Below are 16,301 nucleotides of genomic sequence, written 5' to 3' on the forward strand. Positions count from 1 at the left end.
TTTCTGACGACGTGTTTTCGTCGCATCCACTGAACCTAAATGGCTTTAGTTGCAACCCCGGCAAGAAAAAGAAAGCTGTTATTTACGCAGTGTTGCAGCCGTTCCGAAATAAACATCGCCCGCTGTGACCGTTACGCGGCCACCATCATTGTCGCGGATCACGAAGCGGCAGGCTTCATCTATCGTCTCGAACCGGCCTTCGATGATGTTGCCTTCGACCTGCATGGTGACATTGCCGCCAAGACCATGCGCACGCTCCAGCCAGCGTTTGCGAATGGCATCAAGCCCACGCCCCTCGTCCCATACACGATAATTGACCGACCATGCATCGGAAAGAGCGGCAAACAATGTCTCGGCATCGCACTTGCTGCCAAGCGCATTGAGCGAAGTCGCGGCATAGGGCAAATCGTCGGGGAAAGCCACGATATTGGTGCCAATCCCGATGGCGACCGCAAAGCGATCCTTCGCTAGAATCGACGATTCCAGCAGAATGCCCGACAGTTTTGCACCATCCAGCAGCACATCATTCGGCCATTTGAGGCCGATCTTCGGCGGCACGGCTGGCCCCGTTGCAGCAAAAGCCACTTCCAGCGCATCGGCGAGCGAGAGGCCCGCAACAAAACCGAGCGTCGCCGCCGTTTTCAACTCATAGGATTCAATCAGAAGAAGTGTGGAGGCCAGATTGCCTTCCGGGGTAGACCAGGCGCGACCGCGTCTTCCGCGCCCGCTTTCCTGTCTCTTCGAAACGAGCCAGAGCTTTCCCGGATCACCTGCCGTAGCCCTTTCCAGAGCCACCTCGTTGGTGGAACCTACCGTCTCGAAAACCTCGAGACGGTAGCCAGCATTTTCAGCGACAGGCGAAAGCGCGAAATGCATTCGATCACCTGTCGCGGGTTACTTAGAAGAACGTCTTTGCTGCGGCTTCGGCAAATCCGCCGATTGGGCCAGCAAGGAACACGTAGAACAGCACGAAGGCACCCGTGACGCCGAGAACGAGACGCAGCTCGCCCGCGACTGGCACGAAACCGCCGACTGGCTCATCGAACCACATGATCTTGATCATGCGCAGATAGTAGAACGCACCCACAACCGACGCCACGATACCGATGATCGCCAGCGGATAAAGACCGGCCTGAACAGCAGCGAGGAAGGTATACCACTTGCCGAAGAAGCCAGCGAGCGGCGGGATACCGGCGAGCGAGAACAGGAAGATCGTCATGATCGTTGCCAGCACCGGGTTGGTGCGGGACAGACCGGCCAGATCGCCGATGTTCTCGACATTGCCGTCCTTGGTGCGCATGGCGAGAATGAAGGCAAAGGTGCCGAGCGTCATGGCAAGATAGATCGCCATGTAGATCGCCACGCCCTTCACGCCGACAGCCGTACCGGCAGCGAGACCGACAAGGGCGTAGCCCATGTGGCTGATGGAGGAATAAGCCATCAGACGCTTGATGTTGCGCTGGCCGATAGCGGCGAAGGCGCCGAGAACCATCGAAGCGATTGCGATGAAGATCACAACCTGCTGCCAGTCATGGGTGACCGGAGCAAAGGCTTCCGAGACGACCCGGATGATAAGCGCCATGGCGGCCATCTTCGGAGCGGCGGCAAAGAAGGCTGTTACCGGGGTCGGCGCGCCTTCATAGACGTCCGGCGTCCACATATGGAACGGAACGGCGGAAATCTTGAATGCCAGACCGGCCAGAATGAAGACCAGACCGAACACCAGACCAAGCTCACGCTGGCCGCCCGAAACTGCTTGGGCGATTTCGGTGAAGCCGATATGGCCGGTATAGCCGTAAACAAGCGAGATGCCGTAGAGCAGCATACCCGAGGACAGCGAGCCGAGAACGAAATACTTCAGACCGGCTTCCGTAGAACGAACGCTGTCGCGGTTGAACGCTGCCAGCACGTAAAGCGCCAGCGACTGCAGTTCGAGACCGAGATAAAGCGACAGCATGTTGGAGGCCGACACCATCAGCAGCATGCCGAGCGTCGAGATGACGATCAGGACCGGGAACTCGAACTTGTCGAACTTTTCCGCCTTGGCGAAACCAACCGACATGACGAGCGTGACGATGGAGCCGATCAGGGTCAGCACCTTCATGAAGCGGCCGAAGCCGTCATTGACGATGGCGCCGCCGAAAGCGGAGCCGTTCGCCGGGAATAGAAGAACCAGTGCCAGCGCTGCAATCAGCACTGCGACGGACAGTCCGTTGACGAGCGTGGTTGCACGCTCACCAGAGAACACGCCGATCATAAGCAGTGCCAAGGCGCCCACAGCCAGGAGAACCTCCGGTGCTGCAAGGGTCAGATGAGCTATCAGATCAGTCTGCATGACCTTACGCCTTTATTTTCTTATTGTGCCAGCATTGCATTGGCGGCTCCGCCAATTGCAGCGTCGTAATGTTGAACCAGAGCGGTCACAGCACTTGCAGTCGCATTGAAGACCGGTGCCGGATACACGCCGAAGAAGATGGTGAGTACCACGAGCGGGTAGAGAATGATCTTCTCACGCGGGCTAAGATCAAGGAGCGCCTTGAGGCTTTCCTTGTCGAGTGCACCGAAGATCACCTTGCGGTAGAGCCAGAGCGCATAGGCCGCCGAGAGAATGACACCCGTGGTTGCGAACAGCGCCACCCAGGTATTGACCCGGAACACTCCGAACAGCGTCAGGAATTCACCAATGAAGCCCGAAGTACCCGGCAGGCCGACATTCGCCATCGTAAAGATGAGGAAGGCCACGGCATATTTCGGCATATTGTTCACCAGGCCGCCGAACGCTGCGATCTCACGGGTATGCATGCGGTCGTAGATCACGCCGACGCAAAGGAAGAGCGCGCCCGACACGATACCGTGCGACAGCATCTGAAAGATTGCACCCTGAATGCCCTGCTCGTTGGCTGCGAAGATGCCCATGGTCACATAGGCCATGTGTGCGACGGACGAATAGGCGATCAGCTTCTTGATGTCTTCCTGAACCAGAGCCACCAGAGACGTGTAGATGATGGCGATCACCGACAGCGTGAAGATAAGCGGCGCGAAATCAGCGGAAGCCAGCGGGAACATCGGCAGCGAGAAGCGCAGGAAGCCGTAGCCGCCGAGCTTCAGAAGGATACCGGCCAGAATGACCGAGCCTGCTGTCGGTGCTTCAACGTGCGCATCTGGAAGCCATGTGTGAACCGGCCACATCGGCATCTTGACCGCGAAGGACGCGAAGAAGGCAAGCCATAGCCATGTTTGCATGCCAGCCGGGAAGCTGAACTTCTGCAGTTCCACGATGTTCATCGTGCCAGCCTGCCAGTACATGGCCATGATGGCGATGAGCATCAGCACCGAGCCCAGCAGCGTATAAAGGAAGAACTTCAAGCTTGCATAAACGCGACGCTTGCCGCCCCACACGCCGATGATGATGAACATCGGGATAAGGCTTGCTTCGAAGAACACATAGAACAGGAACAGGTCGAGCGCGCAGAACACGCCGATCATGAGCGTTTCCAGAATAAGGAACGCGATCATATATTCCTTGACGCGCTTTTCGACCGATACCCAGCTTGCAAGAATGCAGAACGGCATCAGGAAAGCAGACAGCACCACGAACAGGACGGAAATGCCGTCCACGCCCATGTGGTAGCTGATGCCGCCACCCATCCAGCCAGCCTGCTCGACCATCTGGAAACCTGGGTTCGAATTATCGAACCCGGCCCAGACAACGAGCGACAGGATGAAGACGAACACAGTCGTCAGCAAAGCGACGTTGCGGATGTTGCGACGCGCAGCCTCGCTGTCGTCCTTGATCAAAAGGATCAGTAACGCGCCGACAAGCGGCAAAAACGTGACCGTTGAGAGAATTGGCCAGTCGGTCATCAGAAAGAGCTCCCGAGCATCATCCAGGTGACGAGCGCGGCGACGCCGATCAGCATCGCGAATGCGTAATGATAAAGATATCCGGACTGCATCTTGACGACGCGGTTGGTGACATCGAGCACACGGGCCGAGATACCATCCGGACCGAAGCCGTCAATGAGCCAGCCGTCGCCACCCTTCCAGAACAGACGACCGAGCCACTTCGCCGGACGAACGAAGAGGAAGTCGTAGAGTTCGTCGAAATACCACTTGTTCAGCAGGAACTGGTACAGACCGCGATGGCGTTCTGCCAGTGCCTTCGGCATTTCTGGCGACCGGATATAGAAGATCCAGGCCACGATGAAACCGATGATCATAGCCGTGAAAGGCGACAGCTTAACCCAGGTCGGAACATGGTGGTAATGATCGAGGATTTCGTTGGTCGGCAGCGTGAACAGAGCGCCCTTCCAGAATTCGGCATAGTCATGACCGAAGAAGAATTCCTTGAACACGACACCGGCAAGAATTGCGCCGACAGCGAGAATGAACAGCGGCACCAGCATCACGGCAGGCGATTCATGGACGTGATGCATGACTTCCGCCGAAGCGCGCGGCTTGCCGAAGAAGGTCATGAAAATCAGACGCCAGGAATAGAAGCTCGTGAACAGAGCCGAGACGACAAGGAGCGTGAAGGCGTAGCCAGCTGCCGGGCTGTGCGAAGCGAACGTCGATTCGATGATGGCATCCTTCGAGAAGAAGCCAGCCGTACCGATGATCGTGCCCGGAATGCCGAGACCCGTAATAGCGACCGTACCGATGAGCATCATCCAGTAGGTTACCGGGATCAGCTTGCGCAGGCCGCCCATGCGACGCATGTCCTGCTCTTCCGACACGGAATGGATAACCGAACCGGCGCAAAGGAAGAGGAGCGCCTTGAAGAAGGCGTGCGTGAAGAGGTGGAACACCGCAGCGCCGTAAGCGCCGACGCCGAGAGCCACGAACATGTAGCCCAACTGCGAACAGGTCGAATAAGCGATAACGCGCTTGATATCGTTCTGCACCAGAGCGACCGTTGCCGCGAAGAATGCGGTGGTGGCGCCAATGATGGTGACAACCAGAAGAGCCGTATGGGACAGTTCGAAGATCGGCGACATGCGCGCAACCATGAACACGCCCGCGGTCACCATGGTTGCGGCGTGAATGAGAGCCGAAACCGGCGTCGGGCCTTCCATAGCGTCTGGAAGCCAGGTGTGCAGCAGAAACTGCGCCGACTTACCCATCGCGCCCATGAACAGGAGCAGGCAGACAACGGTCAGCGCCGTTTCCTTGTGCAGTTCATGGCCGAGGAAGTTCAGCACGACCTGACCCGCATCCGCAGCGCCTTCTGCCGGCAGATAATTGGCGGCGGCAGCGAAGATCGTGTTGTAATCGACCGACTGGAACAAAGCAAACAGGCCGAAGATGCCGAGCAGGAAGCCGAAGTCACCGACGCGGTTGACGACGAAGGCCTTCATGGCGGCAGCATTGGCCGAAGGCTTCTTGAACCAGAAACCGATCAGAAGATAGGACGCCAGACCCACGCCTTCCCAGCCGAAGAACATCTGGACGAGATTGTCCGACGTAACCAGCATGAGCATCGCGAAGGTGAACAGCGACAAATAGGCGAAGAAGCGCGGACGATGCGGATCATGGTGCATATATCCAATCGAATAGATATGCACGAGAGCCGAAACCGAGTTCACGACGACGAGCATGACGCCGGTCAGGGTATCGACACGCAGCGCCCAGTCGAAGGAAAGCGCACCCGAGGTGACCCAGTGCAGCACCGGAATGCGCACAGTTTCGCCGTCGCCCATCGGAATCTGGAAGAACACGATCCATGAGCAGATCGCGACGATAACCATAAGGCCGGAAGTGATGTATTCACTCGCTTTCGCGCCGATCTTATTGCCGAACAAGCCAGCAATAAGAAAGCCGATAAGCGGAAGGAAGACGATCGCGTAGTAGAGCATTTGCCCGTCAACCTTTCATAACATTGACGTCTTCCACCGCGATGGAACCGCGATTACGGAAGAAAACAACGAGAATTGCCAGACCGATGGCCGCTTCGGCAGCCGCAACAGTCAGAACGAAAAGGGCGAAGACCTGCCCGACCATGTCGCCGAGCTGGCTGGAGAACGCCACGAAGTTGAGATTGACCGAAAGCAGGATCAATTCGATCGACATCAGGATAACGATGACATTCTTGCGGTTCAAAAAGATGCCGAAGACGCCAAGCGTGAACAGGATGGCCGAAACGGTCAGATAATGAGCGATACCGATTTCCATATGCTTATCCTTAGATGCCTTTGCCCGTTTCGACCTGCTTGATCTCGATCGCCGTTTCTGGCGTGCGAGCTACCTGAGCCGGAATGGACTGGCGCTTGACATTCGGCTTGTGCCGCAGCGTCAGAACGATGGCGCCGATCATCGCGACCAGAAGGACGAGACCTGCAACCTGGAAGTAGAAGACGAAGTCGGTGTAGAGAATGTCGCCCAGAGCAGCGGTATTGGACCGCTCGGCGATATTCGGGATCGGCACAGCGCCCTGCCCCAGCTTCGGAGCAAACATGTTGCTTGCGAAGACGAAGATCAGTTCGCCCAGCAGGATCAACCCGACCAGAGCGCCGACCGGCGCATATTGCAGCGCACCGCGCTTCAGTTCCGAGAAATCCACATCCAACATCATGACGACGAAGAGGAAGAGAACCGCCACAGCGCCGACATAAACGACGAGCAGGATCATGGCGAGGAACTCAGCCCCGGTCAGCAGGAACAAAGCTGCCGCATTGAAGAATGTGAGGATCAGAAACAGCACCGAATGCACGGGGTTGCGCGCCGCAATCACCATGAACGCGCTTGCGATCATGATGAAAGCGAACAGATAGAAAAACGCTGCCGCAATACCTGTCAGCATGGGGATCCCCCAACACCTTTCCGTGAGCAAAGCCCTATTGCTTTGCCCGCTTTATTCATAAACTCTTGTTCGAGCATCGGACTGACCGAAAATTCGATCTGACGCTCGAACTGATCGGGAGCCCGATCAGCGATAAGGCGCATCCATCGCGATATTGCGCGCGATTTCGCGTTCCCAACGGTCACCATTGGCGAGGAGCTTGTCCTTGTCGTAGTACAGCTCTTCGCGCGTCTCGGTGGCGAATTCGAAGTTCGGACCTTCGACGATGGCATCCACCGGACATGCTTCCTGGCAGAAGCCGCAATAAATGCACTTCACCATGTCGATGTCGTAACGCACCGTGCGGCGGGTGCCGTCGTTGCGGCGGGGACCGGCCTCGATGGTGATGGCCTGCGCCGGGCAGATTGCCTCGCAAAGCTTGCAGGCAATGCAGCGTTCTTCACCATTGGGATAACGGCGCAGCGCGTGTTCGCCACGGAAGCGCGGTGAAACCGGGCCCTTTTCATGCGGGTAGTTCAACGTCGCCTTCGGCGCGAAGAACTGGCGCATGGAAAGAAAGAACGCGCCGACGAATTCCTTGAGAAGGAGCGATTTGGCTGCTTGAGCAAATGTTGCCATTGTTTTTACTCCTTACGCCAGACCGAAGACTTTGAGGAAGGTCGCGGTTGCGACAACCATGAAGAGCGAGATCGGCAGGAAAACCTTCCAGCCCAGACGCATCAGCTGGTCGTAGCGGTAACGCGGTACGAAAGCCTTCACCATGGCGAACATGAAGAAGCAGAGGCAGAGCTTGAGCATGAACCAGATGATGCCCGGAACCCAGTTGAGGAACCATACGTCGACCGGAGGCAGCCAGCCGCCGAGGAAGAGCGTGGTCATCAGGGCGCACATCAGCGTGATCGCCACATACTCGCCGAGGAAGAACAGAAGGAACGGCGTGGACGAATATTCGATCATATGACCGGCCACAAGTTCGGATTCAGCTTCGACAAGATCGAAAGGCGGACGGTTCGTTTCAGCAAGCGCCGAAATGAAGAAGATCACAAACATCGGGAACAGGCAGAGCCAGTTCCAGTCGAGGAACGAGGCAGGCAGGCCAAGCATGGTGCCAAAGCCTGTATTCTGCGAAAGCACAATGTCGGTGAGGTTGAGCGAGCCAACCGTCAGCAGAACGGTAACGATCACGAAGCCGATGGAGACTTCGTAGGAAACCATCTGCGCGGCAGAGCGAAGCGCACCGAGGAACGGGTACTTCGAGTTGGAGGCCCAGCCGCCCATGATCACGCCGTAAACTTCAAGCGAAGAAATGGCGAAGATATAGAGGATGCCGACATTGATGTTGGCGATGGCCCAGCCTTCATTGACCGGGATAACGGCCCAGGTTGCCATTGCGAGAACGGCGGAGACGAAGGGCGCAAGGAGGAAGACACCCTTGTTTGCGCCCGACGGAATGATCGGTTCCTTGAAGACGAACTTCAACAAGTCGGCGAAGGCCTGGAACAGACCCCAGGGACCAACAACGTTCGGGCCGCGACGAAGCTGTACCGCCGCCCAGATCTTGCGATCCGCGTAAAGCAGGTAAGCGACGACGATCAGCAATACGACGAGCAGAACGACCGACTTCAGCGCCATGATCAGCGCGGGTAAGACGTAAGCTGCAAAAATTCCTTCCATTGTTCCGTCTCTCTCTCGCTTACTCGGCTGCCTGTTGGAAGCCGCCAGCCGCGAGCGCCGAGCATTCGGCCATGACGGCGGAAGCGCGCGCAATTGGGTTCGTCAGGTAGAAGTCCTTGACCGGGGAAACGAAGGCTGCGCCGCCGCCCAGGTTGGTTGCCCCATTTGGAGCCTTGCCTGCCAGCGCAACGAGATCGTCAGCGGAAGCAGGCGTGATGGTGTCGATGGCCGCCATATGCGGATAGTCTGCATAAAGCTTGGCGCGAAGCTGCTGCAGGCTGTCGAACGGCAGGCGCTTGCCAAGGCTGTCCGAAAGAGCGCGCAGGATTGCCCAGTCTTCCTTCGCTTCGCCCGGTGCGAAACCGGCGCGGCTGCCAAGCTGCACGCGACCTTCAGTATTGAGCCAGGTGCCCGACTTTTCGGTATAGGCTGCGCCCGGCAGGATCACGTCGGCGGCATGTGCACCGGCATCGCCGTGCGTGCCGATGTAAACGACGAAGCTCGAACCCTTCCGGGTCATGTCGAGTTCGTCTGCACCGAGCAGGAACACCACATCCAGATTGCCCAGCATATCGCCAGCTGCCTTGCCGCCCTCACCCGGTACAAAGCCGATATCCAGAGCGCCAACGCGCGAAGCGGCAGTGTGCAGAACGGAGAAGCCGTTCCACTCATCCTTGATCGCGCCGACATCCTGAGCGAGCTTGGCGGCGGTCGCCAGAACCGCACGACCATTTTCGCCGGCGAGCGCGCCCTGACCGATGATGATCAGCGGGCGTTCTGCCTTGGCCAGCACATCGCGGAAAGCGTTCGTGCCAGCGGCGACGGATGCCAGTGTGTCGGCGCCTGCGCCGAGATATTCGTAATTGTAACGCAGTTCAGCCTGTTCGCCGATCAGCGCGACCGGGAAATGGCCCATGCGCTGACGCTTGCGAATGCGTGCGTTCAGAACGGCAGCTTCAACGCGTGGATTGGAACCGATGATGAGCAGAGCATCAGCGTTTTCAATGCCTTCGATCGTCGCGTTGAAGAGGTAGCTAGCACGACCCAGAGCCGGATCAAGGGCTGCGCCATCCTGACGGCTGTCGATATTGGCGGAGCCGAGCGAAGCCATCAGCCCCTTCAGCGCATAGATTTCTTCAACCGAAGCCAGATCGCCTGCAACAGCGCCGATCTTATCAGCCGACGTTGCTGAAACCTTGGCGGCGATAGCGGAGAAGGCTTCCGGCCAGCTTGCGGCGACCAGACGGCCATCCTTGCGAACATAAGGACGGTCGAGGCGCTGAGTGCGCAGGCCGTCCCAGATGAAGCGGGTCTTGTCGGAGATCCACTCCTCGTTCACCGCTTCGTTGACGCGGGGCATGACGCGCATCACTTCACGGCCACGGGTATCAACGCGGATGTTGGAACCGACCGCATCCATCACATCGATGGTTTCAGTCTTGTTCAATTCCCACGGACGCGCCTGGAACGCATAAGGACGCGAGGTCAAAGCGCCAACCGGGCAAAGATCGATCACGTTGCCCTGCAGTTCCGACGTCATGGCGCGCTCGAGATAGGTGGTGATCTCTGCGTCTTCACCACGTCCGATCAGACCGAGTTCGGAAATGCCAGCAACTTCGGTCGTGAAGCGGACGCAGCGCGTGCAGTGAATGCAACGCGTCATTACCGTCTTGACGAGCGGGCCGATATATTTGTTTTCGACAGCGCGCTTGTTCTCGCGATAGCGCGAACCGTCGGTGCCGAAAGCCATCGCCTGATCCTGCAGATCGCACTCGCCGCCCTGATCGCAGATCGGGCAATCCAGCGGGTGGTTGATGAGCAGGAATTCCATCACGCCTTCGCGGGCCTTCTTGACCATTGGCGTGTTGGTGAAGATTTCAGGCGCTTCGCCATTCGGGCCGGGACGCAGATCGCGCACGCCCATGGCGCAGGATGCCGCCGGCTTCGGCGGTCCACCCTTCACTTCAACCAGACACATACGGCAATTTCCGGCGATGGAAAGCCGTTCGTGGAAACAGAACCGTGGCACCTCAGCGCCTGCGGCTTCGGCAGCCTGAAGGAGCGTATAGTGATCGGGTACTTCGATCTCCGTGCCGTCAACCTTGATCTTTGCCATCGCTTGTCCAAACCTGCGGCTTGTGCCGCATCTTCCAGATCGTAAAACTTTGCACCTGCCCTTGTATTGGCATGGCCTTTTCCGAAAACCGCTGGGCACTTTTCGGGGCCATGCCCTGGCGGGCAGGCATCGCACAACTCACTCAGCCGCTTCCAGACGGATATTGCGGCTCTGCACGGCGTTGCGTGTATAATCATCAATGCGCTTTTCAATTTCCGGACGGAAATTGCGGATCAGGCCCTGAATCGGCCATGCAGCCGCGTCGCCAAGCGCGCAGATGGTGTGACCTTCAATCTGCTTGGTCACGTCGAACAGCATGTCGATTTCGCGCTTCTGCGCATTGCCCTTGACCATGCGTTCCATGACGCGCCACATCCAGCCGGTGCCTTCACGGCACGGCGTACACTGGCCGCAGCTTTCATGCTTGAAGAAGGCCGACAGACGGGCAATCGCCTTGATGATGTCGGTGGACTTGTCCATGACGATCAGGCCACCGGTGCCGAACGACGATTTCTTGTCGCGCATGCCGTCGAAATCCATGATGGCGTCCATCATGTCTTCGCCCTTGATAACCGGGCACGATGCGCCACCGGGAATGACAGCCAGCAGATTGTCCCAGCCGCCGCGAATGCCGCCAGCGTGCTTTTCAATCAGTTCGCGGAACGGAATGCCAAGGCCTTCTTCTACAACGCAAGGCATGTTCACATGACCAGAAATCTGGAACAGCTTGGTGCCGACATTGTTCGGACGGCCGATGGACGAGAACCATGCACCGCCGCGACGCAGGATCGTTGGCGCAACCGCAATCGATTCCACGTTGTTCACGGTGGTCGGGCAGCCATAGAGACCCATATTGGCCGGGAATGGCGGCTTCAAGCGCGGCTGGCCCTTCTTGCCTTCAAGGCTTTCGAGCAGCGCAGTTTCCTCGCCGCAGATATAAGCGCCAGCGCCGTGGGTGACAAAAATGTCCATATCCCAGCCGCACTTGTTGTCCTTGCCAAGCAGACCGGCTTCGTAGCATTCGTCGATGGCTGCCTGCAGGGCTTCACGCTCACGCATGAATTCGCCGCGAATATAGATATAGGCAGTGTGTGCGCCCATGGCGCAACCGGCGATCACGCAGCCTTCAATCAGCGTATGCGGATCGTGGCGCAGAATTTCGCGGTCCTTACAGGTGCCCGGCTCGGATTCGTCGGCGTTGACGACGAGGTAATGCGGGCGACCGTCGCTTTGCTTGGGCATGAACGACCACTTGAGACCCGTCGGGAAGCCAGCGCCGCCACGGCCACGCAGGCCCGACGCTTTCATCTCGTCGATGATCCAGTCACGACCCTTCTCGATGAAACCCTTGGTGTTGTCCCAATGGCCGCGAGCCATGGCACCCTTGAGGGAGCGATCCTTGAAGCCGTAAATATTGGTGAAGATGCGATCTTTATCAGCCAGCATGTCTCACCTGTTTCCGTTCGTGTTTGCGAATATCGAAGTCATCATACCGGCTTCTTTCCGAATACCTTGATGTATTCCTCGACGCCGCCCTTGGCCAAAGCCTTGGCTTGCTTCACCCAGTCTTCCCGCTCGATGCGACCGTGGAAGCTGAGATAACCGTCAACCCATTCGCGCTCGGCCTTCTTCCAGGCGGCAACCTGTTTGAAGGTGAAGATGCCGAGTTCATGCAGAGTTTCTTCAATCTTCGGACCAACGCCGGAGATCAGCTTCAGATCGTCAACCGCTTCCGGGCGCTCTATGGCGACCGGACGATTGGCATCGTCAAGCTTGAATGTCTGTGTAGTGTCAACCGAAGCAGCCTTTTCAGCGGCATTCGACACCTTGACGTCCGAAGGCGTCTTCAGAGCCGGATCGGTTTCTGGCGCATTGGTGACCGGCTTGGCAGCGTTGGACGGCGCGGCCGCCTTCGCAGCTTCCGCAGCCTTTTCCTCGGCAGCCTTGGCTTCGGCTTCCGCCTTGGCCTTTGCTTCCGCTTCGGCCTTTGCCTTGGCGGTCGCGGCATCCGATGCCTTGCGAGTTTCGAGACCGATCTGCTTGTAATCCAGATCTTCGGTCAGCGACGTCAGGCCGTTGACCGGATTGGACGTTTCACGGCCAATCTGCGGGCCCGGCTTAACGGTGTCGCCCTTGCCAGCTTCAAAGGCGTCGATGATTTCGGCGAGGCGTTCCGGCGTCAGATCTTCATAAGCATCCTTGAAGATCATGACCATCGGCGCATTGGCGCAAGCGCCCTGGCATTCCACCTCTTCCCACGACAGCGTACCGTCGGCATTGAGCTCGAACGGATCGTGGTTGATCTTGTGACGGCAGACATCCATCAGCGCTTCCGCGCCGCGCAGCATGCATGGCGTGGTGCCGCAAACCTGAATGTGCGCGCGCGTGCCGACCGGTTTCAGCTGGAACTGCGTATAGAAGGTGGCTACTTCCAGAACGCGGATCAGCGGCATGTCGAGCATGCCTGCTACGTGTTCAATGGCAGCTTTCGTGACCCAGCCGTCCTGCTCCTGCGCACGCATGAGCAGCGGAATGACAGCCGACTGCTGACGGCCATCGGGAAATTTTGCGATCGTCTTGTGCGCCCATGCCTGATTTTCCGCGTTGAACGCGAAAGCGGCTGGCTGGACAGCATCATCTGCGAGACGGCGAACGGACATCAGCGGTCAACCTCACCAAACACGATATCGAGCGAGCCAAGAATTGCCGACACGTCAGCCAGCATATGGCCGCGGCACAGGAAATCCATGGCTTGAAGATGGGCAAAGCCCGGAGCGCGCAGCTTGCAGCGATAAGGCTTGTTGGAGCCGTCCGAAACGAGGAAGACGCCAAATTCGCCCTTCGGGGCTTCAACTGCTGCGTAAACTTCACCGGCAGGCACATGGTAGCCTTCCGTGTAAAGCTTGAAGTGGTGGATGAGCGCTTCCATCGAACGCTTCATCTCGCCGCGCTTCGGCGGCACGATCTTGTTGTCCGTATTGGAAACCGGACCAACGCGTTCCTTGCCGAGAAGCAGGTCAACGCACTGGCGCATGATACGGGCCGACTGGCGCATTTCTTCCATGCGGATCAGGTAACGGTCGTAGCAGTCGCCATTCTTGCCGATTGGAATATCGAATTCCATCTCGTTGTAGCACTCGTAAGGCTGCGACTTGCGCAGATCCCATGCAGCGCCCGAACCGCGAACCATAACGCCCGAAAAGCCCCAAGCCCATGCATCTTCCAGAGACACCACGCCGATATCGACGTTACGCTGCTTGAAAATACGGTTTGGCGTGATGAGATCGTCGAGGTTCTTCAGCGTGACCATAAACGGGTCGATCCACTTGCCGATATCCTCGACAAGCTGATCCGGCAGGTCCTGATGGACGCCGCCCGGGCGGAAGTAAGCCGCGTGCATACGCGCGCCGCAGGCGCGTTCGTAGAACACCATCAGCTTTTCGCGCTCTTCGAAGCCCCAGAGCGGCGGCGTCAATGCGCCAACGTCCATGGCCTGCGTGGTCACGTTCAGCAGGTGGTTCAGGATACGGCCGATTTCCGAATAGAGAACGCGGATCAGCTGGCCGCGCTTCGGCACGTCGATACCCAGAAGGCGTTCGACGGCAAGCGCATAGGCGTGCTCCTGATTCATCGGCGCGACGTAGTCGAGGCGGTCGAGATAAGGCACAGCCTGAAGATAGGTCTTGGCTTCCATCAGCTTCTCGGTGCCGCGATGCAGCAGACCGATATGCGGATCGACGCGCTCGACGACTTCGCCGTCGAGTTCAAGCACCAGACGCAGCACACCGTGCGCGGCAGGGTGCTGCGGACCAAAGTTGATATTGAAATTGCGGACCTGAGTCTCAGCCATGTTCAGCTTCCCGTCGCTCAGTTCGTCTTTGCCTTCTCATCGCCCGGCAGGACGTAATCCGTCCCTTCCCATGGCGAGAGAAAATCGAAATTGCGGAATTCCTGACGCAGTTCGACAGGTTCATAGATGACGCGCTTCAACTCGTCGCTGTAACGCACTTCCACAAAGCCGGTCAGCGGGAAATCCTTGCGCAGCGGATGGCCTTCGAAACCGTAGTCGGTCAGAAGGCGACGCAGATCCGGATGACCGGAGAACAGCACACCATACATGTCGTAGGTTTCGCGTTCGTACCATTCGGCGCCAACGAATACCGAAACCGCCGACGGAACCAGCGTGTCTTCATCGGCCTGAACCTTGACGCGGATGCGCTGGTTCTGACGCGGAGACATCAGCTGATAGACCACATCAAAGCGATTGGCGCGCTGCGGATAGTCAACACCGGAAATGTCCGTCAGATTGACGAACTGGCACTGCACATCGTCACGCAGGAAGGTCAGAACGCTGATAAGGCTCGTCACGGGTACGCAAAGCGTCAGCTCGCCATAGGCCAGCTTCGCCTCTTCGATTGCATCGCCGAGGCGTTCCTTGATGTAGCCGGAAAGTTCACCGAGAGCTTCTTCGCTCATTTCCCTAAGTTCCTTATTTAGAACTCACACTGCACTTGCCTTGGGAGACTTTTGGGAGAAATCCCACGCGGCGGTGTCAGTCGAACCCTAACAAAACCTGTATGGCGCAAACCGGTCCAGGGACCGGATTAACGCTCGATCGTACCCGTGCGGCGGATCTTCTTCTGGAGAAGAAGAATGCCGTAAAGCAGTGCTTCTGCAGTCGGCGGGCAGCCTGGCACATAGATATCGACCGGAACCACGCGATCGCAGCCACGAACCACCGAATAGGAATAGTGGTAGTAGCCGCCGCCATTGGCGCAGGAACCCATCGAGATCACATAGCGCGGCTCTGGCATCTGGTCGTAGACCTTGCGCAGAGCGGGCGCCATCTTGTTGGTCAGCGTGCCTGCAACGATCATCACGTCGGACTGACGCGGAGACGCGCGCGGCGCGATACCGAAGCGTTCGGCGTCATAGCGCGGCATGGAAATATGCATCATTTCCACGGCGCAGCATGCGAGACCGAAGGTCATCCACATCAGTGAACCGGTGCGCGCCCAGGTGATCAGAGCGTCAGCGGATGTGACGATGAAGCCCTTGTCGGACAGTTCGCTGTTCAGATCGTTGAAGAAAGCATCGTCGGAGCCGACAGGCTTGCCCGTACGCGGGTCAAGAATGCCCTTCGGCTGCGGAGCCACGAGTGTGGTGTTGGCTGTGGTCAATCCCATTCCAGCGCTCCTTTCTTCCATTCATAGATGAAGCCGATGGTCAGGACGCCAAGGAACACCATCATCGATGCAAAGCCGAACCAGCCGATGGAACCGAAGGACACAGCCCACGGAAACAGGAAGGCAACTTCCAGATCGAAGATGATGAAGAGAATCGACACGAGATAGAAACGAATGTCGAATTTCATACGGGCGTCATCGAAGGCATTGAAGCCGCACTCGTAAGCCGAAAGCTTTTCCGGGTCCGGCTGTCTATATGCGACGAGGAACGGCGCAACCAGAAGGGCTACACCGATTACCATTGCGATGCCGAGAAAGATGACAATCGGCAAATAGGAACTTAAAAGCTCGTTCATGATCCTTTATCCGGCTTGAATACGAGGCTGCGCCGCCTGTCATAAGCTTTTTGAAGCCCACGGCCATGCGACACATTGCATCTGTTGCAACCTCGTCGCCCCAAGCAGCTTCAAAAGGCATGCCGTGCGAACTAAGCGCTTTCGCGGGGACGGTTAGCGCAGCCCGCGTT

15 protein-coding genes are annotated in these 16,301 nt (G+C 57.8%); all 15 read right to left on the reverse strand.

Annotation, left to right across the window (positions count from 1 at the left end; all coding sequences use genetic code 11):
- Window positions 1-78: 78 nt before the first annotated feature.
- On the reverse strand, window positions 79-876 hold the full coding sequence (locus JAU75_RS03070; protein ID WP_199054477.1) for a biotin--[acetyl-CoA-carboxylase] ligase: 798 nt from the start codon (window positions 874-876) through the stop codon (window positions 79-81).
- A gap of 22 nt (window positions 877-898) precedes the next feature.
- On the reverse strand, window positions 899-2,335 hold the full coding sequence (gene nuoN, locus JAU75_RS03075; RefSeq protein WP_199054478.1) for an NADH-quinone oxidoreductase subunit NuoN: 1,437 nt from the start codon (window positions 2,333-2,335) through the stop codon (window positions 899-901).
- A gap of 20 nt (window positions 2,336-2,355) precedes the next feature.
- Window positions 2,356-3,864 carry an NADH-quinone oxidoreductase subunit M gene (locus tag JAU75_RS03080; protein ID WP_199054480.1) on the reverse strand — a complete coding sequence of 503 codons (1,509 nt, stop codon included), beginning with the start codon at window positions 3,862-3,864 and terminating at the stop codon, window positions 2,356-2,358.
- Window positions 3,864-5,855, reverse strand: a complete 1,992-nt coding sequence (gene nuoL / locus JAU75_RS03085) for an NADH-quinone oxidoreductase subunit L (RefSeq protein ID WP_199054482.1) — start codon at window positions 5,853-5,855, stop codon at window positions 3,864-3,866. The genes JAU75_RS03080 and nuoL overlap by 1 nt, the downstream gene beginning before the upstream one ends.
- 7 nt (window positions 5,856-5,862) lie before the next feature.
- Window positions 5,863-6,171 (reverse strand): NADH-quinone oxidoreductase subunit NuoK, encoded by a 309-nt coding sequence (nuoK, locus tag JAU75_RS03090; RefSeq protein ID WP_006466598.1) that lies wholly within the window; start codon window positions 6,169-6,171, stop codon window positions 5,863-5,865.
- Window positions 6,172-6,181: 10 nt separating this feature from the next.
- Window positions 6,182-6,799 (reverse strand): NADH-quinone oxidoreductase subunit J, encoded by a 618-nt coding sequence (locus JAU75_RS03095; RefSeq protein WP_006471807.1) that lies wholly within the window; start codon window positions 6,797-6,799, stop codon window positions 6,182-6,184.
- A 126-nt stretch (window positions 6,800-6,925) separates the two neighbouring features.
- On the reverse strand, window positions 6,926-7,417 hold the full coding sequence (gene nuoI, locus JAU75_RS03100) for an NADH-quinone oxidoreductase subunit NuoI (protein ID WP_140019677.1): 492 nt from the start codon (window positions 7,415-7,417) through the stop codon (window positions 6,926-6,928).
- Between the two features lie 12 nt (window positions 7,418-7,429).
- Window positions 7,430-8,473: an NADH-quinone oxidoreductase subunit NuoH gene (gene nuoH / locus JAU75_RS03105; protein WP_199054484.1), complete on the reverse strand. Its 1,044-nt coding sequence runs from the start codon at window positions 8,471-8,473 to the stop codon at window positions 7,430-7,432.
- Window positions 8,474-8,492: 19 nt separating this feature from the next.
- Window positions 8,493-10,589: an NADH-quinone oxidoreductase subunit NuoG gene (gene nuoG, locus JAU75_RS03110; RefSeq protein WP_199054486.1), complete on the reverse strand. Its 2,097-nt coding sequence runs from the start codon at window positions 10,587-10,589 to the stop codon at window positions 8,493-8,495.
- Window positions 10,590-10,727: 138 nt separating this feature from the next.
- Window positions 10,728-12,035: an NADH-quinone oxidoreductase subunit NuoF gene (nuoF, locus tag JAU75_RS03115; protein WP_199054488.1), complete on the reverse strand. Its 1,308-nt coding sequence runs from the start codon at window positions 12,033-12,035 to the stop codon at window positions 10,728-10,730.
- A 41-nt stretch (window positions 12,036-12,076) separates the two neighbouring features.
- On the reverse strand, window positions 12,077-13,249 hold the full coding sequence (locus JAU75_RS03120) for an NADH-quinone oxidoreductase subunit E (RefSeq protein ID WP_199054490.1): 1,173 nt from the start codon (window positions 13,247-13,249) through the stop codon (window positions 12,077-12,079).
- Window positions 13,249-14,439: an NADH-quinone oxidoreductase subunit D gene (locus JAU75_RS03125; RefSeq protein WP_199054492.1), complete on the reverse strand. Its 1,191-nt coding sequence runs from the start codon at window positions 14,437-14,439 to the stop codon at window positions 13,249-13,251. The genes JAU75_RS03120 and JAU75_RS03125 overlap by 1 nt, the downstream gene beginning before the upstream one ends.
- Window positions 14,440-14,456: 17 nt before the next feature.
- Window positions 14,457-15,065: an NADH-quinone oxidoreductase subunit C gene (locus JAU75_RS03130; RefSeq protein ID WP_199054494.1), complete on the reverse strand. Its 609-nt coding sequence runs from the start codon at window positions 15,063-15,065 to the stop codon at window positions 14,457-14,459.
- A 128-nt stretch (window positions 15,066-15,193) separates the two neighbouring features.
- Window positions 15,194-15,775, reverse strand: coding sequence for an NADH-quinone oxidoreductase subunit B family protein (locus tag JAU75_RS03135; protein WP_078338423.1), 582 nt, complete (start codon window positions 15,773-15,775; stop codon window positions 15,194-15,196).
- The gene (locus tag JAU75_RS03140) at window positions 15,766-16,131 is read right to left on the reverse strand and encodes an NADH-quinone oxidoreductase subunit A (protein ID WP_182520273.1); all 366 of its coding nucleotides are present in this window, start codon (window positions 16,129-16,131) and stop codon (window positions 15,766-15,768) included. The genes JAU75_RS03135 and JAU75_RS03140 overlap by 10 nt, the downstream gene beginning before the upstream one ends.
- Window positions 16,132-16,301 lie beyond the last annotated feature (170 nt).

This window comes from Ochrobactrum sp. Q0168, from assembly GCF_016427605.1.
In the GTDB taxonomy this organism is placed as follows: Bacteria; Pseudomonadota; Alphaproteobacteria; order Rhizobiales; family Rhizobiaceae; genus Brucella.